The 18504-nt window shown below is 62.6% G+C and carries 20 protein-coding genes; 11 read left to right on the top strand and 9 right to left on the bottom strand.

What is annotated here, in order from left to right; translation table 11 throughout:
- Positions 1–10 precede the first annotated feature (10 nt).
- Genes nuoI through nuoN form a run of 6 tightly spaced genes read left to right on the top strand, consistent with a single transcriptional unit; the run spans position 11 to position 6282 of the window.
- On the top strand, positions 11–559 hold the full coding sequence (gene nuoI / locus ACF8GF_RS01980) for an NADH-quinone oxidoreductase subunit NuoI (protein WP_003251442.1): 549 nt from the start codon (positions 11–13) through the stop codon (positions 557–559).
- A 10-nt stretch (positions 560–569) separates the two neighbouring features.
- Positions 570–1070, top strand: coding sequence for an NADH-quinone oxidoreductase subunit J (gene nuoJ / locus ACF8GF_RS01975; RefSeq protein ID WP_176682213.1), 501 nt, complete (start codon positions 570–572; stop codon positions 1068–1070).
- A 3-nt stretch (positions 1071–1073) separates the two neighbouring features.
- Entirely contained in the window at positions 1074–1382 is a 309-nt protein-coding gene (gene nuoK / locus ACF8GF_RS01970) for an NADH-quinone oxidoreductase subunit NuoK (protein ID WP_003251446.1), read from the top strand.
- Complete coding sequence (gene nuoL / locus ACF8GF_RS01965; RefSeq protein ID WP_176682212.1) at positions 1379–3232, top strand: NADH-quinone oxidoreductase subunit L; 1854 nt, start codon at positions 1379–1381, stop codon at positions 3230–3232. Before nuoK ends, nuoL begins: the two co-directional genes overlap by 4 nt.
- Positions 3233–3272: 40 nt before the next feature.
- Complete coding sequence (gene nuoM / locus ACF8GF_RS01960) at positions 3273–4805, top strand: NADH-quinone oxidoreductase subunit M (RefSeq protein WP_176682211.1); 1533 nt, start codon at positions 3273–3275, stop codon at positions 4803–4805.
- A gap of 7 nt (positions 4806–4812) precedes the next feature.
- The gene (nuoN, locus tag ACF8GF_RS01955; protein WP_014861246.1) at positions 4813–6282 is read left to right on the top strand and encodes an NADH-quinone oxidoreductase subunit NuoN; all 1470 of its coding nucleotides are present in this window, start codon (positions 4813–4815) and stop codon (positions 6280–6282) included.
- A 90-nt stretch (positions 6283–6372) separates the two neighbouring features.
- On the opposite strand, the gene ACF8GF_RS01950 is transcribed toward nuoN, so the two are convergent.
- Positions 6373–6636 (bottom strand): ogr/Delta-like zinc finger family protein, encoded by a 264-nt coding sequence (locus ACF8GF_RS01950; RefSeq protein WP_392460876.1) that lies wholly within the window; start codon positions 6634–6636, stop codon positions 6373–6375.
- 179 nt (positions 6637–6815) lie between these two features.
- Between ACF8GF_RS01950 and ACF8GF_RS01945 the strand changes: the two genes are divergently transcribed.
- A complete protein-coding gene (locus tag ACF8GF_RS01945; RefSeq protein WP_176682209.1) occupies positions 6816–7196 on the top strand; it encodes a helix-turn-helix domain-containing protein in 381 nt (126 codons plus the stop codon).
- Here ACF8GF_RS01945 and ACF8GF_RS01940 read toward each other — a convergent pair.
- From ACF8GF_RS01940 to ACF8GF_RS01930, 3 genes are read right to left on the bottom strand one after another with little or no spacing between them, the layout of a single operon-like run.
- Positions 7193–7555 carry a hypothetical protein gene (locus ACF8GF_RS01940; protein ID WP_010954908.1) on the bottom strand — a complete coding sequence of 121 codons (363 nt, stop codon included), beginning with the start codon at positions 7553–7555 and terminating at the stop codon, positions 7193–7195. The two genes, ACF8GF_RS01945 and ACF8GF_RS01940, sit on opposite strands and share 4 nt — an antisense overlap.
- On the bottom strand, positions 7548–7895 hold the full coding sequence (locus ACF8GF_RS01935; protein WP_060489089.1) for a head completion/stabilization protein: 348 nt from the start codon (positions 7893–7895) through the stop codon (positions 7548–7550). The genes ACF8GF_RS01940 and ACF8GF_RS01935 overlap by 8 nt, the downstream gene beginning before the upstream one ends.
- An 11-nt stretch (positions 7896–7906) precedes the next feature.
- Positions 7907–8155, bottom strand: coding sequence for a helix-turn-helix domain-containing protein (locus ACF8GF_RS01930; protein ID WP_003251454.1), 249 nt, complete (start codon positions 8153–8155; stop codon positions 7907–7909).
- 220 nt (positions 8156–8375) lie between these two features.
- Between ACF8GF_RS01930 and ACF8GF_RS01925 the strand changes: the two genes are divergently transcribed.
- Entirely contained in the window at positions 8376–10448 is a 2073-nt protein-coding gene (locus tag ACF8GF_RS01925) for a TonB-dependent receptor family protein (protein ID WP_392488431.1), read from the top strand.
- A gap of 102 nt (positions 10449–10550) precedes the next feature.
- On the opposite strand, the gene chrR is transcribed toward ACF8GF_RS01925, so the two are convergent.
- Entirely contained in the window at positions 10551–11111 is a 561-nt protein-coding gene (gene chrR, locus ACF8GF_RS01920) for a class I chromate reductase ChrR (protein ID WP_176682207.1), read from the bottom strand.
- Between the two features lie 156 nt (positions 11112–11267).
- On the opposite strand from chrR, the gene ACF8GF_RS01915 reads away from it, so the two are divergent.
- Positions 11268–11486 (top strand): hypothetical protein, encoded by a 219-nt coding sequence (locus ACF8GF_RS01915; protein WP_010954911.1) that lies wholly within the window; start codon positions 11268–11270, stop codon positions 11484–11486.
- Here ACF8GF_RS01915 and ACF8GF_RS01910 read toward each other — a convergent pair.
- From ACF8GF_RS01910 to ACF8GF_RS01895, 4 genes are all read right to left on the bottom strand, one after another.
- Positions 11470–13719 carry an Orn/Lys/Arg decarboxylase N-terminal domain-containing protein gene (locus ACF8GF_RS01910; protein ID WP_392488430.1) on the bottom strand — a complete coding sequence of 750 codons (2250 nt, stop codon included), beginning with the start codon at positions 13717–13719 and terminating at the stop codon, positions 11470–11472. The two genes, ACF8GF_RS01915 and ACF8GF_RS01910, sit on opposite strands and share 17 nt — an antisense overlap.
- A 263-nt stretch (positions 13720–13982) precedes the next feature.
- Positions 13983–14741 (bottom strand): DNA polymerase III subunit epsilon, encoded by a 759-nt coding sequence (dnaQ, locus tag ACF8GF_RS01905; RefSeq protein ID WP_176682205.1) that lies wholly within the window; start codon positions 14739–14741, stop codon positions 13983–13985.
- A gap of 50 nt (positions 14742–14791) precedes the next feature.
- Positions 14792–15238 carry a ribonuclease HI gene (gene rnhA / locus ACF8GF_RS01900; RefSeq protein WP_176682204.1) on the bottom strand — a complete coding sequence of 149 codons (447 nt, stop codon included), beginning with the start codon at positions 15236–15238 and terminating at the stop codon, positions 14792–14794.
- Between the two features lie 13 nt (positions 15239–15251).
- A complete protein-coding gene (locus ACF8GF_RS01895; RefSeq protein WP_176682203.1) occupies positions 15252–16025 on the bottom strand; it encodes a class I SAM-dependent methyltransferase in 774 nt (257 codons plus the stop codon).
- Positions 16026–16110: 85 nt separating this feature from the next.
- Here ACF8GF_RS01895 and gloB point away from each other — a divergent pair, with 85 nt between their 5' ends.
- Together gloB and ACF8GF_RS01885 are read left to right on the top strand one after the other, a co-directional pair.
- Entirely contained in the window at positions 16111–16890 is a 780-nt protein-coding gene (gene gloB, locus ACF8GF_RS01890) for a hydroxyacylglutathione hydrolase (RefSeq protein WP_176682202.1), read from the top strand.
- Positions 16891–16990: 100 nt separating this feature from the next.
- Complete coding sequence (locus tag ACF8GF_RS01885; RefSeq protein WP_176682201.1) at positions 16991–18421, top strand: lytic transglycosylase domain-containing protein; 1431 nt, start codon at positions 16991–16993, stop codon at positions 18419–18421.
- The last annotated feature ends 83 nt before the right edge of the window (positions 18422–18504 follow it).

The following is an 18504-nucleotide window of genomic DNA, read 5'->3' as shown; positions in this document are numbered from 1 at the left end:
GATTTGACCCATGTTCAAGTATATCGGCGACATCGTTAAGGGCACCGGCACCCAGCTGCGCAGCCTGGCAATGGTGTTCTCCCACGGGTTCCGCAAGCGCGACACCCTGCAGTACCCCGAAGAACCCGTGTACCTGCCGCCGCGCTACCGCGGCCGCATCGTCCTCACCCGCGACCCCGATGGCGAGGAGCGCTGCGTAGCGTGCAACCTCTGCGCGGTGGCCTGCCCGGTTGGCTGCATTTCGCTGCAGAAGGCCGAGACAGAGGACGGCCGCTGGTACCCGGAATTCTTCCGCATCAACTTCTCGCGTTGCATTTTCTGCGGCCTGTGTGAAGAAGCGTGCCCGACCACCGCGATCCAGCTGACTCCGGATTTCGAAATGGCCGAGTTCAAGCGTCAGGATCTGGTGTACGAGAAAGAAGATCTGCTGATCTCCGGCCCCGGCAAGAACCCTGACTACAACTTCTACCGTGTTGCGGGTATGGCAATCGCTGGCAAGCCGAAGGGCTCTGCACAGAACGAAGCCGAGCCGATCAACGTGAAGAGCTTGCTCCCATAAGGACAGAAAGATGGAATTCGCTTTCTACTTCGCATCCGGGATCGCCGTGGTCTCCACCCTTCGGGTGGTAACTGGCACCAACCCCGTGCACGCCTTGCTTTACCTGATCATTTCGCTGATTTCCGTGGCCATGATCTTCTTCGCCCTGGGTGCGCCGTTTGCCGGCGCCCTGGAAGTGATCGCCTACGCCGGCGCCATCATGGTGCTGTTCGTGTTCGTGGTGATGATGCTCAACCTCGGGCCGGCTTCGGTCGCCCAGGAACGGGGATGGCTCAAGCCCGGTATCTGGGCAGGGCCTGTGATCCTCGGCACCCTGCTGCTGCTGGAGCTGCTGTACGTCCTGTTCGTCACCCCGAGCGGCGCAGGCATCAGCGGTACCACCGTGGGCCCGAAAGCAGTGGGCATCAGCCTCTTCGGCCCTTACCTGCTGGTGGTCGAACTGGCGTCGATGCTGCTGCTGGCTGCGGCCGTCACCGCCTTCCACCTGGGCCGCAACGAGGCGAAGGAGTAAATCATGGGTGCTATCCCTCTCGAGCATGGTCTGGCGGTCGCCGGCATCCTGTTCTGCTTAGGTCTGGTTGGCCTGATGGTCCGCCGCAACATCCTCTTCGTGCTCATGAGCCTGGAAGTCATGATGAACGCCTCTGCCCTGGCGTTCGTCGTCGCCGGTGCCCGTTGGGTCCAGCCCGACGGCCAGGTGATGTTCATTCTGGTGATCAGCCTGGCAGCCGCCGAGGCCAGCATTGGCCTGGCCATCCTGCTGCAGCTGTATCGCCGCTTCCACACTCTCGACATCGATGCTGCCAGTGAGATGCGCGGATGAACCTTCTCTTCCTGACTTTCGTCTTTCCCCTCATCGGCTTCCTGCTGCTGTCGTTCTCGCGCGGACGGTTCTCGGAGAACCTGTCCGCCCTGATCGGCGTCGGTTCGGTAGGCCTGTCGGCCGCCACGGCCGCCTACGTCATCTGGCAGTTCAATGTCGCCCCGCCTGAAGGCGGCGCGTACAGCCAACTGCTGTGGCAATGGATGTCGGTGGACGGCTTCGCGCCGAACTTCACCCTGTACCTGGACGGCCTGTCGGTCACCATGCTCGGCGTGGTGACCGGTGTCGGCTTCCTGATCCACCTGTTCGCGTCCTGGTACATGCGTGGCGAAGCCGGCTACTCGCGCTTCTTCTCGTACACCAACCTGTTCATCGCCAGCATGCTGTTCCTGATCCTCGGCGATAACCTGCTGTTCATCTACTTCGGCTGGGAAGGCGTGGGCCTGTGCTCGTACCTGTTGATCGGTTTCTACTACAGCAACCGCAACAACGGTAACGCGGCACTCAAGGCATTCATCGTCACCCGCATCGGCGACGTGTTCATGGCCATCGGCCTGTTCATCCTGTTCGCCCAGCTGGGCACCCTGAACGTGCAGGAACTGCTGGTGCTGGCACCGCAGAAGTTCCAGGCTGGCGACACCTGGATGGTGCTGGCGACGCTGATGCTGCTGGGTGGTGCAGTGGGTAAATCGGCGCAGCTGCCACTGCAGACCTGGCTGGCCGACGCGATGGCGGGCCCGACCCCGGTTTCGGCACTGATCCACGCCGCAACCATGGTGACCGCGGGCGTATACCTGATCGCCCGTACCAACGGCCTGTTCCTGCTGGCGCCAGACATCCTGCACCTGGTAGGTGTAGTCGGTGGCGTGACCCTGGTACTGGCCGGCTTCGCCGCGCTGGTTCAGACCGACATCAAGCGTATCCTCGCCTACTCGACCATGAGCCAGATCGGCTACATGTTCCTGGCCCTGGGCGTGGGTGCCTGGGACGCGGCGATCTTCCACCTGATGACCCACGCCTTCTTCAAGGCACTGCTGTTCCTTGCCTCCGGCGCGGTGATCGTTGCCTGCCACCACGAGCAGAACATCTTCAAGATGGGCGGCCTGTGGAAGAAACTGCCGCTGGCCTACGCCAGCTTCGTGGTCGGTGGCGCGGCACTGGCGGCCCTGCCGATCGTGACCGTAGGCTTCTACTCCAAGGACGAGATCCTCTGGGAAGCCTTCGCCAGCGGCAACACCGGCCTGCTGTATGCCGGCCTGGTAGGCGCGTTCATGACCTCGCTGTACACCTTCCGTCTGATCTTCATCGCCTTCCACGGCGAAGCCAAGACCGAAGCCCACGCTGGCCACGGTATCAGCCACTGGCTGCCGCTGGGCGTGCTGATCGTGCTGTCGACCTTCGTCGGCGCCTGGATCACCCCGCCGCTGGCCGGTGTGCTGCCGGAAAGCGCCGGCCATGCCGGTGGCGAAGCCAAGCACGCGCTGGAGATCACCTCGGGTGCCATCGCCATCGCCGGTATCCTGCTGGCCGCCCTGCTGTTCCTGGGCAAGCGCCACTTCGTCAGCGCCGTAGCCAACAGTGGCATCGGTCGCGTCCTGTCGGCCTGGTGGTTCGCTGCCTGGGGCTTCGACTGGATCTACGACAAGCTTTTCGTCAAACCGTACCTGCTGATCAGCCACATCCTGCGCAAGGACCCGGTTGACCGCACCATCGGCCTGATTCCTCGGATGGCGCGTGGCGGCCACGTGGCCATGAGCAAGACCGAGACTGGCCAACTGCGCTGGTACACCGCCTCTATCGCCGTGGGTGCCGTGCTGGTGCTCGGTGCCGTGGTAGTGGCTGCGGTATGACTATGAATCTTGCGACTTTGCCAAAGGAAACCAACCCGTCATGATTTTGCCTTGGCTGATCCTGATCCCCTTCATCGGCGGCTTCCTGTGCTGGCTGGGTGAGCGCTTCGGCGCCACCCTGCCGCGCTGGATCGCGCTGCTGACCATGTCCCTGCTGCTTGGCATCGGCCTGTGGCTGTGGGGTACCGGTGACTACACCCTCGCTCCAGCCCCGGGCGCCGAACCGGCCTGGGCCCTGGAATACAAGCTCCAGTGGATCCAGCGCTTCGGCATCAGCATCCACCTGGCCCTTGACGGCCTGTCGCTGCTGATGATCCTGCTCACCGGCCTGCTCGGTGTGCTGTCGGTGCTGTGTTCCTGGAAAGAGATCCAGCGCCACGTCGGCTTCTTCCACCTCAACCTGATGTGGATCCTCGGTGGCGTGGTCGGTGTGTTCCTGGCCCTGGACCTGTTCCTGTTCTTCTTCTTCTGGGAAATGATGCTGGTGCCGATGTACTTCCTCATCGCGCTCTGGGGTCACAGCTCGGCAGATGGCAAGAAGACCCGGATCTACGCGGCGACCAAGTTCTTCATCTTCACCCAGGCCAGCGGCCTGATCATGCTGGTGGCGATCCTGGGCCTGGTGCTGGTCAACTACAACACCACTGGCGTGCTCACCTTCAACTACAGCGACCTGCTCAAGGCCGAGTTGCCAGCCGGTATCGAATACGTGCTGATGCTGGGCTTCTTCATCGCCTTCGCGGTGAAGCTGCCGGTGGTGCCGTTCCACTCCTGGCTGCCTGACGCTCACGCCCAGGCACCGACTGCAGGCTCGGTGGACCTGGCGGGTATCTTGCTGAAGACTGCGGCCTACGGCCTGCTGCGCTTCGCCCTGCCGCTGTTCCCGAACGCCTCGGCCGAGTTCGCGCCGATCGCCATGACCCTGGGCCTGATCGGTATCTTCTACGGTGCCTTCCTGGCCTTCGCACAAACCGACATCAAGCGCCTGATCGCCTTCTCCAGCGTCTCGCACATGGGCTTCGTGCTGATCGGTATCTACTCCGGCAGCCAACAAGCCCTGCAAGGTGCGGTGATCCAGATGCTGGCCCACGGCCTGTCGGCTGCGGCGCTGTTCATCCTGTCCGGCCAACTGTACGAGCGCCTGCACACCCGTGACATGCGTCAGATGGGTGGCCTGTGGCACCGCATCGCCTACCTGCCGGCCATCAGCCTGTTCTTCGCAGCGGCATCGCTGGGCTTGCCAGGCACCGGCAACTTCGTCGGCGAGTTCCTGATCCTGATCGGCAGCTTCGTGCACGTACCGTGGATCACCGTGATCGCCACCACTGGCCTGGTGTTCGGTTCTGTCTACTCGCTGATCATGATCCACCGTGCCTACTTCGGCCCGGCCAAGGCCGACACCGTGCTGGCCGGCATGGACAGTCGCGAACTGATCATGGTTCTGGGTCTGGCGGTATTGCTGATCCTGCTGGGCGTGTATCCGCAGCCGTTCCTCGACACCTCTGCCGCCACCATGAGTGGTGTGCAGCAGTGGCTCGGATCCGCTTTCACTCAACTCGCTTCGGCCCGGTAAGAGCGCTATGGAATTCACCACTCAACACTTCATCGCATTGGCGCCGATGCTGATCACCACCATCACCACGGTGGTGGTGATGCTGGCGATCGCCTGGAAGCGCAACCACTCGCAGACCTTCCTGCTGTCCACCGTGGGCCTGAACCTGGCCCTGCTGTCGCTCCTGCCGGCGCTGAAGGTCGCGCCGCTGGCGGTCACCTCGCTGATCACCATCGACAAGTTCGCCTGCCTGTACATGGCGATCATCCTCATAGCGACGCTGGCCTGCGTCACCCTCGCCCACGCCTACCTCGGCGAGGGCTCCAAGGGTTTCCCGGGCAACCGTGAAGAACTGTACCTGTTGCTGCTGATGTCGGCCCTCGGTGGGCTGGTGCTGGTCAGCGCCAACCACCTGGCCGGCCTGTTCATCGGCCTGGAACTGCTGTCGGTACCTGTCTACGGCCTGGTGGCGTATGCCTTCTTCAACAAGCGATCGCTGGAAGCCGGCATCAAGTACATGGTGCTGTCGGCCGCAGGCTCGGCTTTCCTGCTGTTCGGCATGGCCCTGCTGTACGCCGACGCTGGCAGCCTGAGCTTCGACCAGATCGGCAAGGCCCTGGCTACCACCAGCATGCCAAGCCTGGTGGCCCAACTGGGCCTTGGCATGATGCTGGTCGGCCTGGCCTTCAAGCTGTCGCTGGTACCGTTCCATCTGTGGACCCCGGACGTGTACGAAGGCGCTCCAGCGCCGGTCGCCGCGTTCCTGGCAACCGCCAGCAAGGTGGCAGTATTCGCCGTTGTCGTACGCCTGTTCATGCTCTCACCTGCTGCCAGCAGCGGCGTGCTCAGCACCGTACTGGCGGTGATTGCCGTAGCCTCGATCCTGATTGGTAACCTGCTGGCGCTGACCCAGAGCAACCTCAAGCGTCTGCTGGGTTACTCGTCCATCGCCCACTTCGGTTACCTGGTCATCGCGTTGGTCGCCAGCAAAGGCCTGGCCCTGGAAGCCATGGGCGTATACCTGGTCACCTACGTGATCACCAGCCTGGGCGCCTTCGGCGTCATCACCCTGATGTCCTCGCCATACGGCGGCCGTGACGCCGATGCCCTGTACGAGTACCGCGGCCTGTTCTGGCGCCGCCCGTACCTGACAGCGGTACTGACCGTGATGATGCTGTCGCTGGCGGGTATCCCGCTGACCGCCGGCTTCATCGGCAAGTTCTACATCATCGCCACCGGCGTCGAATCGCACCTGTGGTGGTTGGTCGGTGCGCTGGTGATCGGTAGCGCCATCGGCGTGTACTATTACCTGCGCGTCATGGTTACCCTGTACCTGGTCGAGCCGAACCTGCGTCGTCACGACGCCCCGCTCAAGTGGGAACAGCGCACCGGCGGCGTCATGCTGCTGGCTATCGCCATTCTCGCTTTCGTACTGGGTGTGTACCCGCAGCCCCTGCTGGAAATGGTTCAGCAAGCGGGCCTGCAACTGATCGGTTGATCACCCCGGCAGCCCCGGTAACAGAAAACACCCCGCCTAGGCGGGGTGTTTTTTTATCTGCACGTTTTGCTACCTGCGCCCAATGGTGCCTCACTCACTCGGGCTGCCCTGGCCTGCCCCCGGCAAGGCGGCCTTGCGCAAATCACCCTTGGCCGAAGGCAGGTACACTTCCGGGTTGGGCATGCCGCTGGGGGAGAGTTCATGGGTCATTTCGAATTCGGCGCGCACTGACCAGCCACACGCCTCGGTGGTGCATTGCAAATAAGCGATTCGCAGGAAAATATGGCGCCCTTCGCTAGTACGTATGCGCATCCGGCTATGGCAATGCGGGCAAACCAGCTTGTAAGTACTCACGGCAAGTACCTGCTAGCATTGCCCAGGCTAGCCTGTGTGTCAGTATTGGCTGCAACTGTGGGTGTATTCTTCAATTTGATAGTTCTCATTGCAGAAGTGCTCCTTAAAACGCAGGGCTGTATTCATAACGAGTAGTTTAAGCCCATGGAATATCATTAAACCAGTCATGGATATTTGTTATGAGTACTCACGGACTTGCTGCGGTGCTCACGCGCCTTAAACTTCTCACTGGCGCACAAACTGATGCCGAGTTGTCGCGCGCGCTGTCGGTCAGCCCGCAAACGCTGAGCAGCTGGAAGGTTCGCGAAAGCATTCCTTACTCACTTTGCATAGACGCTGCCAAAAAGCATGCATGCTCACTGGACTGGCTATTGCTGGGTCAGGCCGGGCACAACGCCGCCGTCCCAGATGATGCGGGCTGGGAGTGCGAAATGCTCGAACGGCTGCGCACGCTCTCGCACAGCGATCGCCAGGCCATCCTGCTGTTCATCAAGGACAAGCAGCGCATCCAGCAGTTGGAACAGCAATTGAGTGAACTCGGCGGCGCAGCCAATGGCTAACCCCGACGGCGCCAGCGCTGGATGAGCTCGCGCGGGTCGAGTGTATCCAGCCAGACCATGACCTTGAGGCTGATGGGGATCACCACCACAGCGGCCACGAATGCCGCCATGCCCCGGGTCAGCAATGGCACCAATGACGAAACCAGTGGCTCGAACAAATGGCCCACGCCCACGGTCACGAATAGCAGCAGCAGTTTCTTGGCCAGCGTCAGGCGCCTGGCCTCACTGGTGATCAATCGATCGCGTGCCGCGCTCACCAACAGTGCTCCCAGCAGCGCGGCGAACAGGACATCGCCATCCACACCCAGGAACGCCACCAATGCCTGGGCCAGGTTGTCAAAAACTGATAGCTCAGGCATGTACTTGCCCTCCGCGCGGAACAGGCAGACAGGCGGTTGAACCCAGGCTATACATGACCGCAGCTTCGACAAAACGGATGTAGCACACCCGCAAGGCCCGCCCATGATCATGACCGGCCACATCCTCGAGGCGCTTGTAGCCCCGCTCTCGCAGTACTGACCGCCAGCGGGCAAATTCGCGTGCTGCCTCGATGGCAGCGCAACGCGCGGCCACTTCCAATGCAGCTTCACTGACAGATCGCGGCAGTTGCAGGTGCTCCCGCAACCTGCCCAGGTCGACCCGTGGCCAGAACGGATCATGGCAATCGGCAAAGCGCGGTAGCCGTGGATCGTTGCTCATGCGCTACCCCCTTACTGCTCGGCCAGCATGCCGTAGCGAATGGCCTTGATCACAGCGGCCACCCGGGTAGGCACTTCAAATTTGCGCAGGATGTTGGACACGTGAAAATTCACCGTCGACTCCTTGCATTCAAGGATCTGGCCGATCTCCCACGAACTCTTGCCATAAGCACACCACAACAGCACTTGCTGTTCACGTGGCGTCAGGCGAACCGGGGCGTCCGCCAGGGGTTGCTGCGAGTGTCGAGCGTTGTCAGTCATGTTTGAACTCCACGGGTGATTGAGCGGGGCATTGCTGCCTACCTGCAGTCACCTTACGAAGCACAGGCCACCCGCCTCCACCGCCGTGGTTTGTAAAGAACTTTCGTACAAGACCGTATGACGAAGGATGCGCACGATTTGCTGACTTTCTGCGTGCTCCAAGCCGCATTTCGCTCGTCTCAACGCCGTTGTCCATTCGCCTTTCGCCTGGAGTCGTACAATGCGTTCCGATTTACCCCTCTCATCCTGCCTCGGCCTGCTGGCGGCACTGGCTGCCACCCAGCCCGCCCTAGGGGCATCCGCGGTCGAACTGGGCCGGGTGCTGATCACCGATGAGGAGCAGAACGAGCTGACGGCAGCCGGCGAGCGCCTGCGTGAAATACCGGGAGCCAGCAACCTGGTGGACATGCAGCGCGTGGGGCAAGGCCGAGTGGCCAGCAACCAGGACGTGCTGGCCTACCAGCCAGGGGTGTTCGCCCAATCGGCAGGTAACGATGGCATCAAGCTGTCGATACGCGGCTCGGGCCTCAACCGTGCGCCGGGGGCGCATGGTTCCGGTGTCTACACGATGTTCGACGGCCTGCCGCTGACCGGCCCGGGCGGCACACCTTACGAATTGTTCGAACCGCTGTGGCTGAGCCGTGCCGAAGTGCTGCGTGGCGCCAATGGCTTCGACCAAGGCGCCCTGGCCTTGGGCGGTGCCATCAACTATGTCACCCACACCGGCTACGACGCGCCTGCACTGCAAGTGCGCTACGAGGCCGGCAGCCGCGGCTACCAGCACCGGCACATCAGCTCGGGCCAGGTGCTGGGCAATCTCGACTATTACGTGGCCCTGACCGATTCGGAATATGACGGCTACCAGGCGCACAGCAGTGGCAGCGCCAAGGGCATTGCCGCCAATGTCGGTTACCGCTTCAACCCCAACCTGGAAACCCGCTTCTACCTGCGCTACCGGGAAACTGAAAACGAACTGCCCGGGCGCCTGACCAAAGACCAGATCAAGCACCACCCGCGTGCAGCCAACCCGACCTATCTGGCCCGCGACGACAGTCGCCCGCAGCCAGGCAGCACCTGGGTGGGCAACAAGACCACCTTCTACCTCGACGACGAGGCGCGCCTGGAAGCCGGCCTGGTCTATCACGACTACCCGATGGACCTGCGCGAGGGCCCCATGCGCCTGAAGGTCGCCTACACCGATGTCAGCGGTACGCTGAACTATTTCCGCCGCGACACACTGTTCGGCCACGAGAGCAAGACCACCGTCGGTTGGCGTACCACCAAGCACCTGCCCAACAGCGGCGCTTCGCAATTTACCCGCAATGGCGATGTGTTCGGCGAGCGCACCCGTGACTTCACCTACCAGGGCTCGGACACCGTGCTGCATGTTGGCAACGACCTGGAACTGGTCCCCAACCTGTGGCTGAGCACCGGCCTGGCCATGATCTACACACGCCGCGAAAGTGACGTGACCTACCCCGCCGAAGGCGGCAAGGTGAGCATGCATGACTGGGACTATGCGCCCCGCCTGGGGCTGCGCTACGACATCCGCCCGGACTTGCAGGTGTACGGCAACCTGAGCCGCTCGGTAGAGCCGCCACACCCGTGGTCGCTGATCTGGAGCGCGCCCAGCACAGGCGGCAAGCAGATCCAGCCGATCGAGATGCAGAACCAGACAGCCACCACTCTGGAGCTGGGCGCCCGTGGCGACTCGGCGCTCGGCCGCTGGGACCTGGCCTGGTATTACTCGCAAGTGCGCCACGAACTGCTGGCCGTTGAGGTAGTGCCGAATTTCACCTCGGAATTCAACGCCAGCGCTACCGTGCACCAAGGCGTTGAAGCCGGCCTCGACAGCACCCTGTGGGAACGCGCGGGCACTGGCAAGCTGAGCTTGCGCCAGGCCTACACCTTCAGCGACTTCCACTACCGTGATGACGACACATTTGGCGACAACCGTCTGCCCGGCATCCCCATGCACTACTATCAGGCCGAGTTGCGCTATGACTGGCCGAGCGGCTTCTATGCCGGGGTCAACACGCAAATGGCCTCGAAGGTGCAAGTGGACTACGCCAACAGCTACCACGCAGATGAATATGCCTTGCTCGGCGCGCGCGTTGGCTGGGACTCACCGAAGCAGGACTGGCAGACCTGGCTGGACCTGCGCAACCTGACCAACCAGCGCTATGCAGCGACCGTGACGCCGGCCTACAACGACGCCGGCAAGGACAATGCCCGTTCGACACCGGGCGAAGGGTTTGGCGTATATGCGGGGGTTTCGTACAGCTTCCGCTGACGGGTAGGAGCGGGTTTACCCGCAAATGCGTCAGCAAATTCAATGACGCATTCGCGGGTAAACCCGCTCCTACGGGGGGCGCTGCACAGCATGATTCGGGGTTCAGACCGCCCTGTTCAATTTCACCCAGGAAGCAAACCTGTCGACGAACGCCTGCAAGAACGGTCGCGTCTTGTCGTTGAGCTTGCCCGAATCCTCGAACAGGCTCGCCGCACCGCCAAGGTAAGCCTCAGGCATCTGCATGCAGGGCATGTCGAGAAACACCAGCGACTGGCGCACCGCATGGTTGGCGCCAAAGCCGCCAATTGCCCCCGGCGACACACTCACCACCGCCGTCGGCTTGCCGCTCCAGGCACTTTGCCCGTAAGGCCGCGAGCCCACATCGATGGCATTTTTCAGGCAGCCCGGCACCGAGCGGTTGTATTCCGGGGTGACGAACAGCACCGCATCACTGCGGCGGATCTCATCGCGAAAACGCTTCCAGGTTTCCGGCGGTGCCTCAGCTTCGATATCTTCGTTGTACAGCGGCAGGTCGCCAATCTCGACGATCCTCAGGGCAAGACTGGACGGCGCCAGCTCCGAAAGTGCGCGGGCGACCTTGCGGTTGTAGGACTCCTTGCGCAAGCTACCGACGACGACTGCTACCGAATACACCTGGCTCATGGCAATTCCAACCTTTGCGGGGTAAAGAGACGTTGTAGTTATAGATGACCGCTCCTCGTTGCTTTGGTTTTTTTTCCGCAAGGCGAAAACTTCCGAGTCTGTTTCACGGTCTATGCCTTCATACATTTCCTACGTAATTCAGAGGTTTCCACCCAAATGGCAGCAGTAATGGTCGGCCAATTCCACGCCCGTGACGCCGAAGGCCGCATCTACCCCGTGCACGAGTTCCAGGAGTCCACCCTGCAACTCGATGGCAGCACGCTGGGCGCCCCCATCACCACCTACCGCCTGGCCATCGGCGACAAGGTCAACCACCTGGGTGAAAACCGTTTCGAGCTGGCACGCTCCGGTGTCGAGATCACACGCATTCCGTGATGCAATCCACGGTGTAGCGGCCCCCTTCGTTCTGCAGGCCGTGCACATCGGCGACGAACCCGGGAAAGCCCTGGTTGAATGCCCGGGCAAATGCCAGGTAGTCCAGGATCGAGCGGGTCGCCTCGGTGAACCGCTCACCCGGCATGATCAACGGGATCCCAGGCGGGTACGGCACCAGCATCACCGCTGCCACACGCCCCAGCAGTGCCTCGATCGGCACCGCCTCTACCTCCCCACGCACCATCTTGTCATAGGCCTGGGCCGGGCTTACGGCCACCTCCGGCAAACGGGTGAACAGCCGCTTCAGCTGCTTGGCCGTGGCATTGGCGCGGTAGCAATCATGTAACTGGTCGCACAGGTCGCGCAGGCCCATGCCCTGGTAGCGCAAGGCGTCGGCAGCCCCCACGCTCGGCAGACAACTGCTGAGCGGGGTGTTGCCGTCATAGTGGCGCTTGAATTCCAGCAGCTCGGTGAGCAGGGTGCTCCACTTGCCCTTGGTGATGCCCATGGAAAACAGTACCAGGAAGCTGTACAGGCCCGTTTTTTCCACCACCAGCCCGCGCTCCCAGAGAAACTTGCTGACTACCGCCGCCGGGATGCCGCGCGCGCCCAGCACACCCTCTGCGCTCAGGCCCGGCATTACCAAGGTCACTTTCAGCGGGTCGAGCAGCACATAATCGGCCACCACTTCACCAAACCCATGCCATTGCGCCCCTGGCTGCAGCAACCAGTCCTGCGCGACCAGACGGGGGATGCCCTCGGCACTTGGCGGCTGCCAGATGCTGAACCACCAGTCCTCTGCGGCAATGTGCTCCCGCAGGTTGGCAAGGGCACGACGAAAGCTCAACGCTTCGTCGAACATCTCCTGCAGCAGCGAGCGCCCGGCCGGCCCTTCCATCATGGTCGACGCCACATCCAGCGAGGCGAGAATGCTGTATTGCGGCGAGGTAGAGATGTGCATCATGAACGCTTCGTTGAAGCGGTCCCGGTCCAGTTGCCGCCTGGCACCGTCCTGCACATGAATCATCGAGGCCTGGCTGAACGCCGCCAGCAGTTTGTGGGTGGAATGGGTGCTGAACACCAGCGGGCTGTCTGCCGCGCAGGCGGTGCCCATGGCGTAGCGCCCGGTGAAGAAGTCGTGGAACGCCGCATAGGCGAACCAGGCCTCGTCGAAGTGCAGCACCTCGACACTGGTACCCAGGGTCTGCTTGATCAGCCCGGCGTGGTAACACAGCCCATCGTAGGTGGAGTTGGTCACGACCGCCAGCTTGATGCGCCGCCCACGATCACGGGCAAGGGGGTTGGCCTGGATCTTCGCAGCGATCGCCTCGGGGCTGAACTCGCTGAGCGGGATCGGGCCGATGATGCCCAGTTCGTTGCGCTCCGGGCACAGGTACAGCGGGATGGCCCCCGTCATGATGATTGCGTGCACCACCGACTTGTGGCAGTTGCGGTCCACCAGTACCAGGTCGTCACGGCCGACCATGGCGTGCCAGACGATCTTGTTGGCCGTGGAGGTGCCATTGATGACGAAGAAGGTGTGGTCGGCGCCGAAGTTGCGCGCCGCCCTGGCCTCGGCTTCGGCCAGTGGGCCTGTGTGGTCAAGCAGCGAACCCAGCTCCGGTACGGAAACGGACAAGTCCGAGCGCAGGGTGTTTTCCCCGAAGAACTGGTGAAAGGCTTGGCCTACCGGGCTTTTATGATAGGCCACACCGCCACCATGGCCCGGGGTGTGCCAGGAATAGTTGGACTGCGCGGTGTGCTGCACCAGCGCCTTGAAGAACGGCGGCAGCAAGCCATCGAGGTAGGTGTGTGCGGCACGCGCCACCTGGCGGGCGAGAAACGGCACGGTGTCTTCGAACAGGTAAAGGATGCCACGCAGCTGGTTGAGCTCGCTCATGGCTTCGGCGGGGGCATTTTCCAAGGTCACCTGCTCGCCCAGGGCAAAGATCGGCAGGTTGGGTGCGCGCAGACGGGCCAGGCGGATCAGCTCGGCCATGTTCTGCAGCAAGTGGGTGTTCTCGCCAGCGCCTTCGGCGGCAATCAGCATGCAGGCCAGGCCATGGTGGGTGGCGGCGACCAGGCGCGCTTCGGCGTGGTCGGCTGCGGCAAGAATGGCAAAGCCATCCTGGCGCAGTTCCTCGGCGATACCCCGCACGCGCTCGCCAGCAACACTGTCGGCCTTGATGGCGCGGTGGACGATGAGGATCGGGAACTTGAGGTCCTTGTACATCAGGCGGCTACCTCAAAAGGACATGGCGTCCATTTCAGGGTAGTTGAGCCTTGTATTGCCTGTACTGGTCCTTTCGCGGGTGAACCCGCCCCTACGTGGACACCGGTCGGTGATTGGACACAGGCGTCGTAGGAGCGGTTTACCCGCGAAAGGGCCGGGCCTGCTGGCCAATCTGCCCCCGCCATTCACCGCCGCAGCCACCACCGTATTCGCGGGTAAACCCGCTCCTACAACGATCTCCACTCCTGTTGCAGGGCGAAAGATCAGCCGGCTGGTGTCTCAGTCAGGGTCTGCCACAGCGAAGGCCCACCCGCCGACTTGGCAACGGCCGCCAGACGCTCGGCATGCGCCTCCAGTTCCTCGGCGCTGGCCATGATCACCCGACCCGGCGTACGCCCGACAATCCGGCGGATCTCGCTGCCGCCAGCCCCCTGCCCGTCATCCTCTGCATCTGCACCATGGCCAGCCAGCGACAGGCTGGTCTGGCCACCGGTCATGGCCAGGTAAACGTCGGCCAGCAGTTCCGAGTCGAGCAGTGCGCCGTGCAACTCTCGGCCTGAGTTGTCGATGTCGTAGCGTTTGCACAGCGCATCCAGGCTGTTGCGCTGCCCCGGGTGGCGCGAACGTGCCAGCAGCAGGGTGTCCAGAATGGTGCAGTGCTGCGAAATGTCAGCGCGGTCCTGCTGGCCCAGCAAGGCGAATTCGTTGTTGATGAAGCCAACGTCGAACGCCGCGTTGTGGATGACCAGCGTGGCGCCCTGAATGAACTCGAAGAACTCCTCGGCGACATCGCCAAAGCGTGGCTTGCCGACCAGGAAAGCATCAGTGATGCCGTGAACGTTGATCGCGCCCTCGTCACTCTCGCGGTCGGGCTGCAGGTAGACGTGGAAGTGCCGCCCGGTCAGACGCCGGCCGATGACCTCGACACAGCCGATCTCGATGATCCGGTGGCCTTCGCCAACCGGCATACCCGTGGTTTCGGTATCGAGAATGACGAAGCGTTTATCTTGCTGCTGCTCCACGCGGGCGCTCCAACTTGCATCAGTTACAAAGGCCGCGATTGTACCCCAGCTCAACGCTGGGCGCGCACCTCATCGACCCCGCGGTTGGCCAGTTGGTCGGCGCGTTCGTTACCGGGGTGGCCGATATGGCCGCGCACCCACTTCCAGGTCACCTTGTGGCGGTTGACCTGCTCATCGAGCTGCTGCCACAGGTCGGCATTCTTCACCGGTTCCTTGGCCGCGGTCTTCCAGCCGCGCTTCTTCCAGTTGACCATCCATTCGTTGATGCCCTTCATCACGTATTGCGAGTCGGTGGTCAGCACCACTTCGCATTCGCGTTTCAGCGCCATCAGCCCCTGGATAGCAGCCATCAGCTCCATCCGGTTGTTGGTGGTTTCGCGTTCACCACCCCACAGTTCCTTCTCGACGCCCTTGTAGATCATCAGGACGCCCCAGCCACCCGGGCCGGGGTTGCCCTTGCAGGCGCCATCGGTAAACATTTCGATGCTTTCGCTCATGTACCACTCATGTTCAGTGCTTTTCGGTATCAGGGTTGGCCGCCGTGCGGTTGACCTTGGCCAGCGGCAGCGGCAGCAGCTTGCCCATCGGTTCACGGCGCTCCGGGCGCAATGGCCGCAGGCCCACCACCATCTTGCGCGCCACCAGCAGGTACACCCCGCCACCGAAGCCCTGCCAGCCGCAGGCCAGTCGTTCCCAGCCTTCAAGGCGTTGCTGCCAGGCCGGTGAGGCAAGCGGCGGACGATAGCACCCGAAGCGGCGTTTCTCCAGCGCGAAGCCCAGCAGGTTGAGCCAGTCGCCCACCCGTGACGGCGAGATGCAGCGCGCCTTGCGCAGAGCACCGTGACTGAAGAAATGGCGCATACCCCAGCTGCTCCACGGGTTGATCCCCACGATCAGCAGGTGCCCGCCCGGGCGCACGGCACTGGCGGCCTCGCGCAGCAGGCCATGGGGCGACAGGCAGAAGTCCAGGCCATGCTGCAGCACCACCACGTCGGCAGCGTGCTCGCTCAACGGCCAGGCCTGCTCCTCGCAGACAATCTCCACACCCGGCAACGGCGCACCAAGGCGCACGTTACGCTGTACCTGGGGGGCTCTGGGCGGTGGCTCGGCGCAGGGCCCGTAATGGACGAGATAACCGCCAAAGAAGCGCCCGAGCTCTTCTTCCAGCAGTTTGTCCTCCTCCTTGAGCATCAGTTGCCCAAGTGGGCCGTTGAACCACTCACGGGCCAGGCTGATCAGCTCGACCCAGTCCGGGTCGGCCTGGGCAAAGGCTTGGTCGGTCATTGCGCTCTCCCTCGAAGGTTCTCCCACCGCGCCATCGCGGCTAAGATGCCCTCATGTGCCACGCTAGGTGAATCGGATCCGCACCATGATACAGATCGATGCTCTCCCCGCTTTCTCCGACAACTACATCTGGTTGTTACAGGATACTGCCAAACGCCGTTGCGCGGTGGTCGACCCGGGCGATGCCGGCCCGGTGGAGCGCTGGCTGGCTGCCAACCCCGAGTGGGTGCTGAGCGACATCCTCGTCACCCACCACCACAATGACCATGTCGGCGGTGTGGAACGGCTCAGGCAATTGACCGGCGCACGGGTCTGTGGCCCCGCCAACGAACGCATTCCCGGCCGCGAACTGGCCCTGGACGAAGGCGACAGGGTGGACGTGCTGGGTGTGACGTTTCAGGTACTGGCGGTACCCGGCCATACCCTGGGGCATATCGCCTTCTTCAGCGACCAGCCAGCGACGCCCATCCTGTTCAGTGGCGACACCCTGTTCGCCGCCGGTTGCGGGCGCATGTTCGAGGGTACACCCGAACAGATGCAGCCCGCCCTCGCCCGCCTGGCGGCCCTGCCAGCGCAGACAGAAGTGTACTGCGCCCATGAATACACCCTCAGCAACCTGCGCTTCGCCAAGGCTGTCGAACCGACCAACCCGCACGTTCAGCAACGGTTCGAGGACGTTACCCGATTGCGCGCCGAAAATCGCATCAGCTTGCCATCGACGATCGGCCTGGAGCGCCTGACCAACCCCTTTCTGCGTACCTCTGAAACATTAGTTAAACAAAAAGCAGACGAGTGGAAGGGACATTCAAACACCTCGCATGTCGCTGTTTTTGCTGCCTTGAGGTCTTGGAAGGACACCTTCTGATAACCGCAAGATATATCGCAAGTGAGGGTCTAAGGTTGACCGGGGCCGGAGCGGTTTCTAGAATCGCCGAAATTTTTCGCCCGGATACCTGTGTCAGCCGATGTCTTCCCGTAGCCGCAGAACCTCTCATTCCGCCGCCCTGACGCGTCTGGCTCAAATCAGCGCGCTGGCCCTGGCAGCCACGCTGGTGGGCTGTCAGAGCACCCGTCAGCTCGACGAATCCGATAGCGTTCGCGCGCACAACTACCAGGCGCGGATCAAGCACAAACCTTCACCGCTGCTGGTCAAGCCGGCCGAGCAGGCGCCGCAGGATGTCTGGGAGCGCATGCGCCAGGGCTTCGCCCTGCAGGACACCATCGACGTCAACCCGCGCATCGAGCAGCAGCGTTTGTGGTTCGCCAGCAACCCGTCCTTCATAGAAAGCGCCGGGGAACGTGGCAGCCTCTACCTGCACTACATCGTCGAGCGTCTTGAAGAACGCGACATGCCGCTGGAGCTGGCCCTGCTGCCCGCCATCGAAAGCGCCTACAACCCCATGGCCTACTCACGCGCCAGCGCTGCCGGCATGTGGCAGTTCATGCCGGCTACCGGTCGTCATTTCAACCTGCGCCAGACCAACTTCTATGACGGCCGCCGCGATGTCACCGCATCGACCAACGCCGCACTGGATTACCTGACCCGCCTGCACGACATGTTCAACGGCGACTGGCTGTTGGCCCTGGCGGCCTACAATGCCGGTGAAGGCACTGTCAGCCGAGCCATCGAACGCAACGAAAAGCTCGGCCTGCCGACCGACTACTGGAACCTGCCGCTGCCAAAGGAAACCCGCGACTACGTGCCCAAGTTGCTGGCGCTGTCGCAGGTGGTGTCCACGCCAGAAGCCTATGGTATCAATCTCACCCCGATCGCCAACGAACCGTACTTCGAAGCGGTGGCGATCAAAGACCGCCTGGACCTTACCCGGGTCGCGGCCTTTGCCAACATCGACGAGGATGAGCTGATCCAGCTCAACCCGGCATTCAAGAAGCGCATGACCGTCGATGGCCCGAAACAGCTGCTGGTGCCCACCGCCAAGGCGCAGCTGCTCAGTGCCAGCCTGTCCAACCTCAAGCCGGAGCAACTGGTCAGCCTGCAACCGCCGAAAGCAGCGTTTGCCCGGGCCGTGGCCGAAGCCAAGGCACCGGTGGGGGCACGCAGTTACCGGGTCAAGCGTGGCGATAGCCTGAGCGTCATCGCCAAGGCCAACCGTGTGTCGATCAAGGACATCAAGCGCTGGAACCGCTTGTCCAGCAACAGACTGCGCGCTGGCCAGGTTCTGGCCCTGCGCGGTGGCAGTGCACCGAGCGCCGCCGGCAACCGGGTCGCAGCATCCGGAAAGCGCTCCACCAAATACAAGGTGCGCAAGGGCGACTCCCTGTACCTGGTGGCCAAGCGCTTCAATGTGAAAATGAAGCACCTCAAGCGCTGGAACCCACGCAGCGGCCACGCCCTCAAGCCAGGCCAGACCCTGACCGTCTACGTCGGGCATTGAGTCGTTACAGGGGCTGCTTTGCAGCCCATTCGCGGGCACGCCCGCTCCCACAGGTTTTTCACAGCCCTCAAAGCCGGTGCCGT

It is taken from the genome of Pseudomonas sp. yb_5 (assembly GCF_043103865.1).
Classification (GTDB): domain Bacteria; phylum Pseudomonadota; class Gammaproteobacteria; order Pseudomonadales; family Pseudomonadaceae; genus Aquipseudomonas; species Aquipseudomonas putida_Y.
Note: the sequence above shows the minus strand (reverse complement) of the source record. Positions and strands in the feature narration are given on the sequence as shown.

Coding starts and splice junctions, on each gene's coding strand:
- nuoJ (WP_176682213.1), top strand. CDS start 570: ATGGAATTCGCTTTCTACTTCGCATCCGGGATCGCCGTGGTCTCCACC.
- ACF8GF_RS01930 (WP_003251454.1), bottom strand. CDS start 8,155: ATGACTGACAACGCTCGACACTCGCAGCAACCCCTGGCGGACGCCCCG.
- chrR (WP_176682207.1), bottom strand. CDS start 11,111: ATGAGCCAGGTGTATTCGGTAGCAGTCGTCGTCGGTAGCTTGCGCAAG.
- ACF8GF_RS01940 (WP_010954908.1), bottom strand. CDS start 7,555: ATGCCTGAGCTATCAGTTTTTGACAACCTGGCCCAGGCATTGGTGGCG.
- nuoI (WP_003251442.1), top strand. CDS start 11: ATGTTCAAGTATATCGGCGACATCGTTAAGGGCACCGGCACCCAGCTG.
- nuoM (WP_176682211.1), top strand. CDS start 3,273: ATGATTTTGCCTTGGCTGATCCTGATCCCCTTCATCGGCGGCTTCCTG.
- nuoL (WP_176682212.1), top strand. CDS start 1,379: ATGAACCTTCTCTTCCTGACTTTCGTCTTTCCCCTCATCGGCTTCCTG.
- ACF8GF_RS01945 (WP_176682209.1), top strand. CDS start 6,816: ATGAGTACTCACGGACTTGCTGCGGTGCTCACGCGCCTTAAACTTCTC.
- nuoK (WP_003251446.1), top strand. CDS start 1,074: ATGGGTGCTATCCCTCTCGAGCATGGTCTGGCGGTCGCCGGCATCCTG.
- ACF8GF_RS01935 (WP_060489089.1), bottom strand. CDS start 7,895: ATGAGCAACGATCCACGGCTACCGCGCTTTGCCGATTGCCATGATCCG.
- ACF8GF_RS01925 (WP_392488431.1), top strand. CDS start 8,376: ATGCGTTCCGATTTACCCCTCTCATCCTGCCTCGGCCTGCTGGCGGCA.
- rnhA (WP_176682204.1), bottom strand. CDS start 15,238: ATGAGCGAAAGCATCGAAATGTTTACCGATGGCGCCTGCAAGGGCAAC.
- gloB (WP_176682202.1), top strand. CDS start 16,111: ATGATACAGATCGATGCTCTCCCCGCTTTCTCCGACAACTACATCTGG.
- ACF8GF_RS01915 (WP_010954911.1), top strand. CDS start 11,268: ATGGCAGCAGTAATGGTCGGCCAATTCCACGCCCGTGACGCCGAAGGC.
- nuoN (WP_014861246.1), top strand. CDS start 4,813: ATGGAATTCACCACTCAACACTTCATCGCATTGGCGCCGATGCTGATC.
- ACF8GF_RS01910 (WP_392488430.1), bottom strand. CDS start 13,719: ATGTACAAGGACCTCAAGTTCCCGATCCTCATCGTCCACCGCGCCATC.
- ACF8GF_RS01895 (WP_176682203.1), bottom strand. CDS start 16,025: ATGACCGACCAAGCCTTTGCCCAGGCCGACCCGGACTGGGTCGAGCTG.
- ACF8GF_RS01885 (WP_176682201.1), top strand. CDS start 16,991: ATGTCTTCCCGTAGCCGCAGAACCTCTCATTCCGCCGCCCTGACGCGT.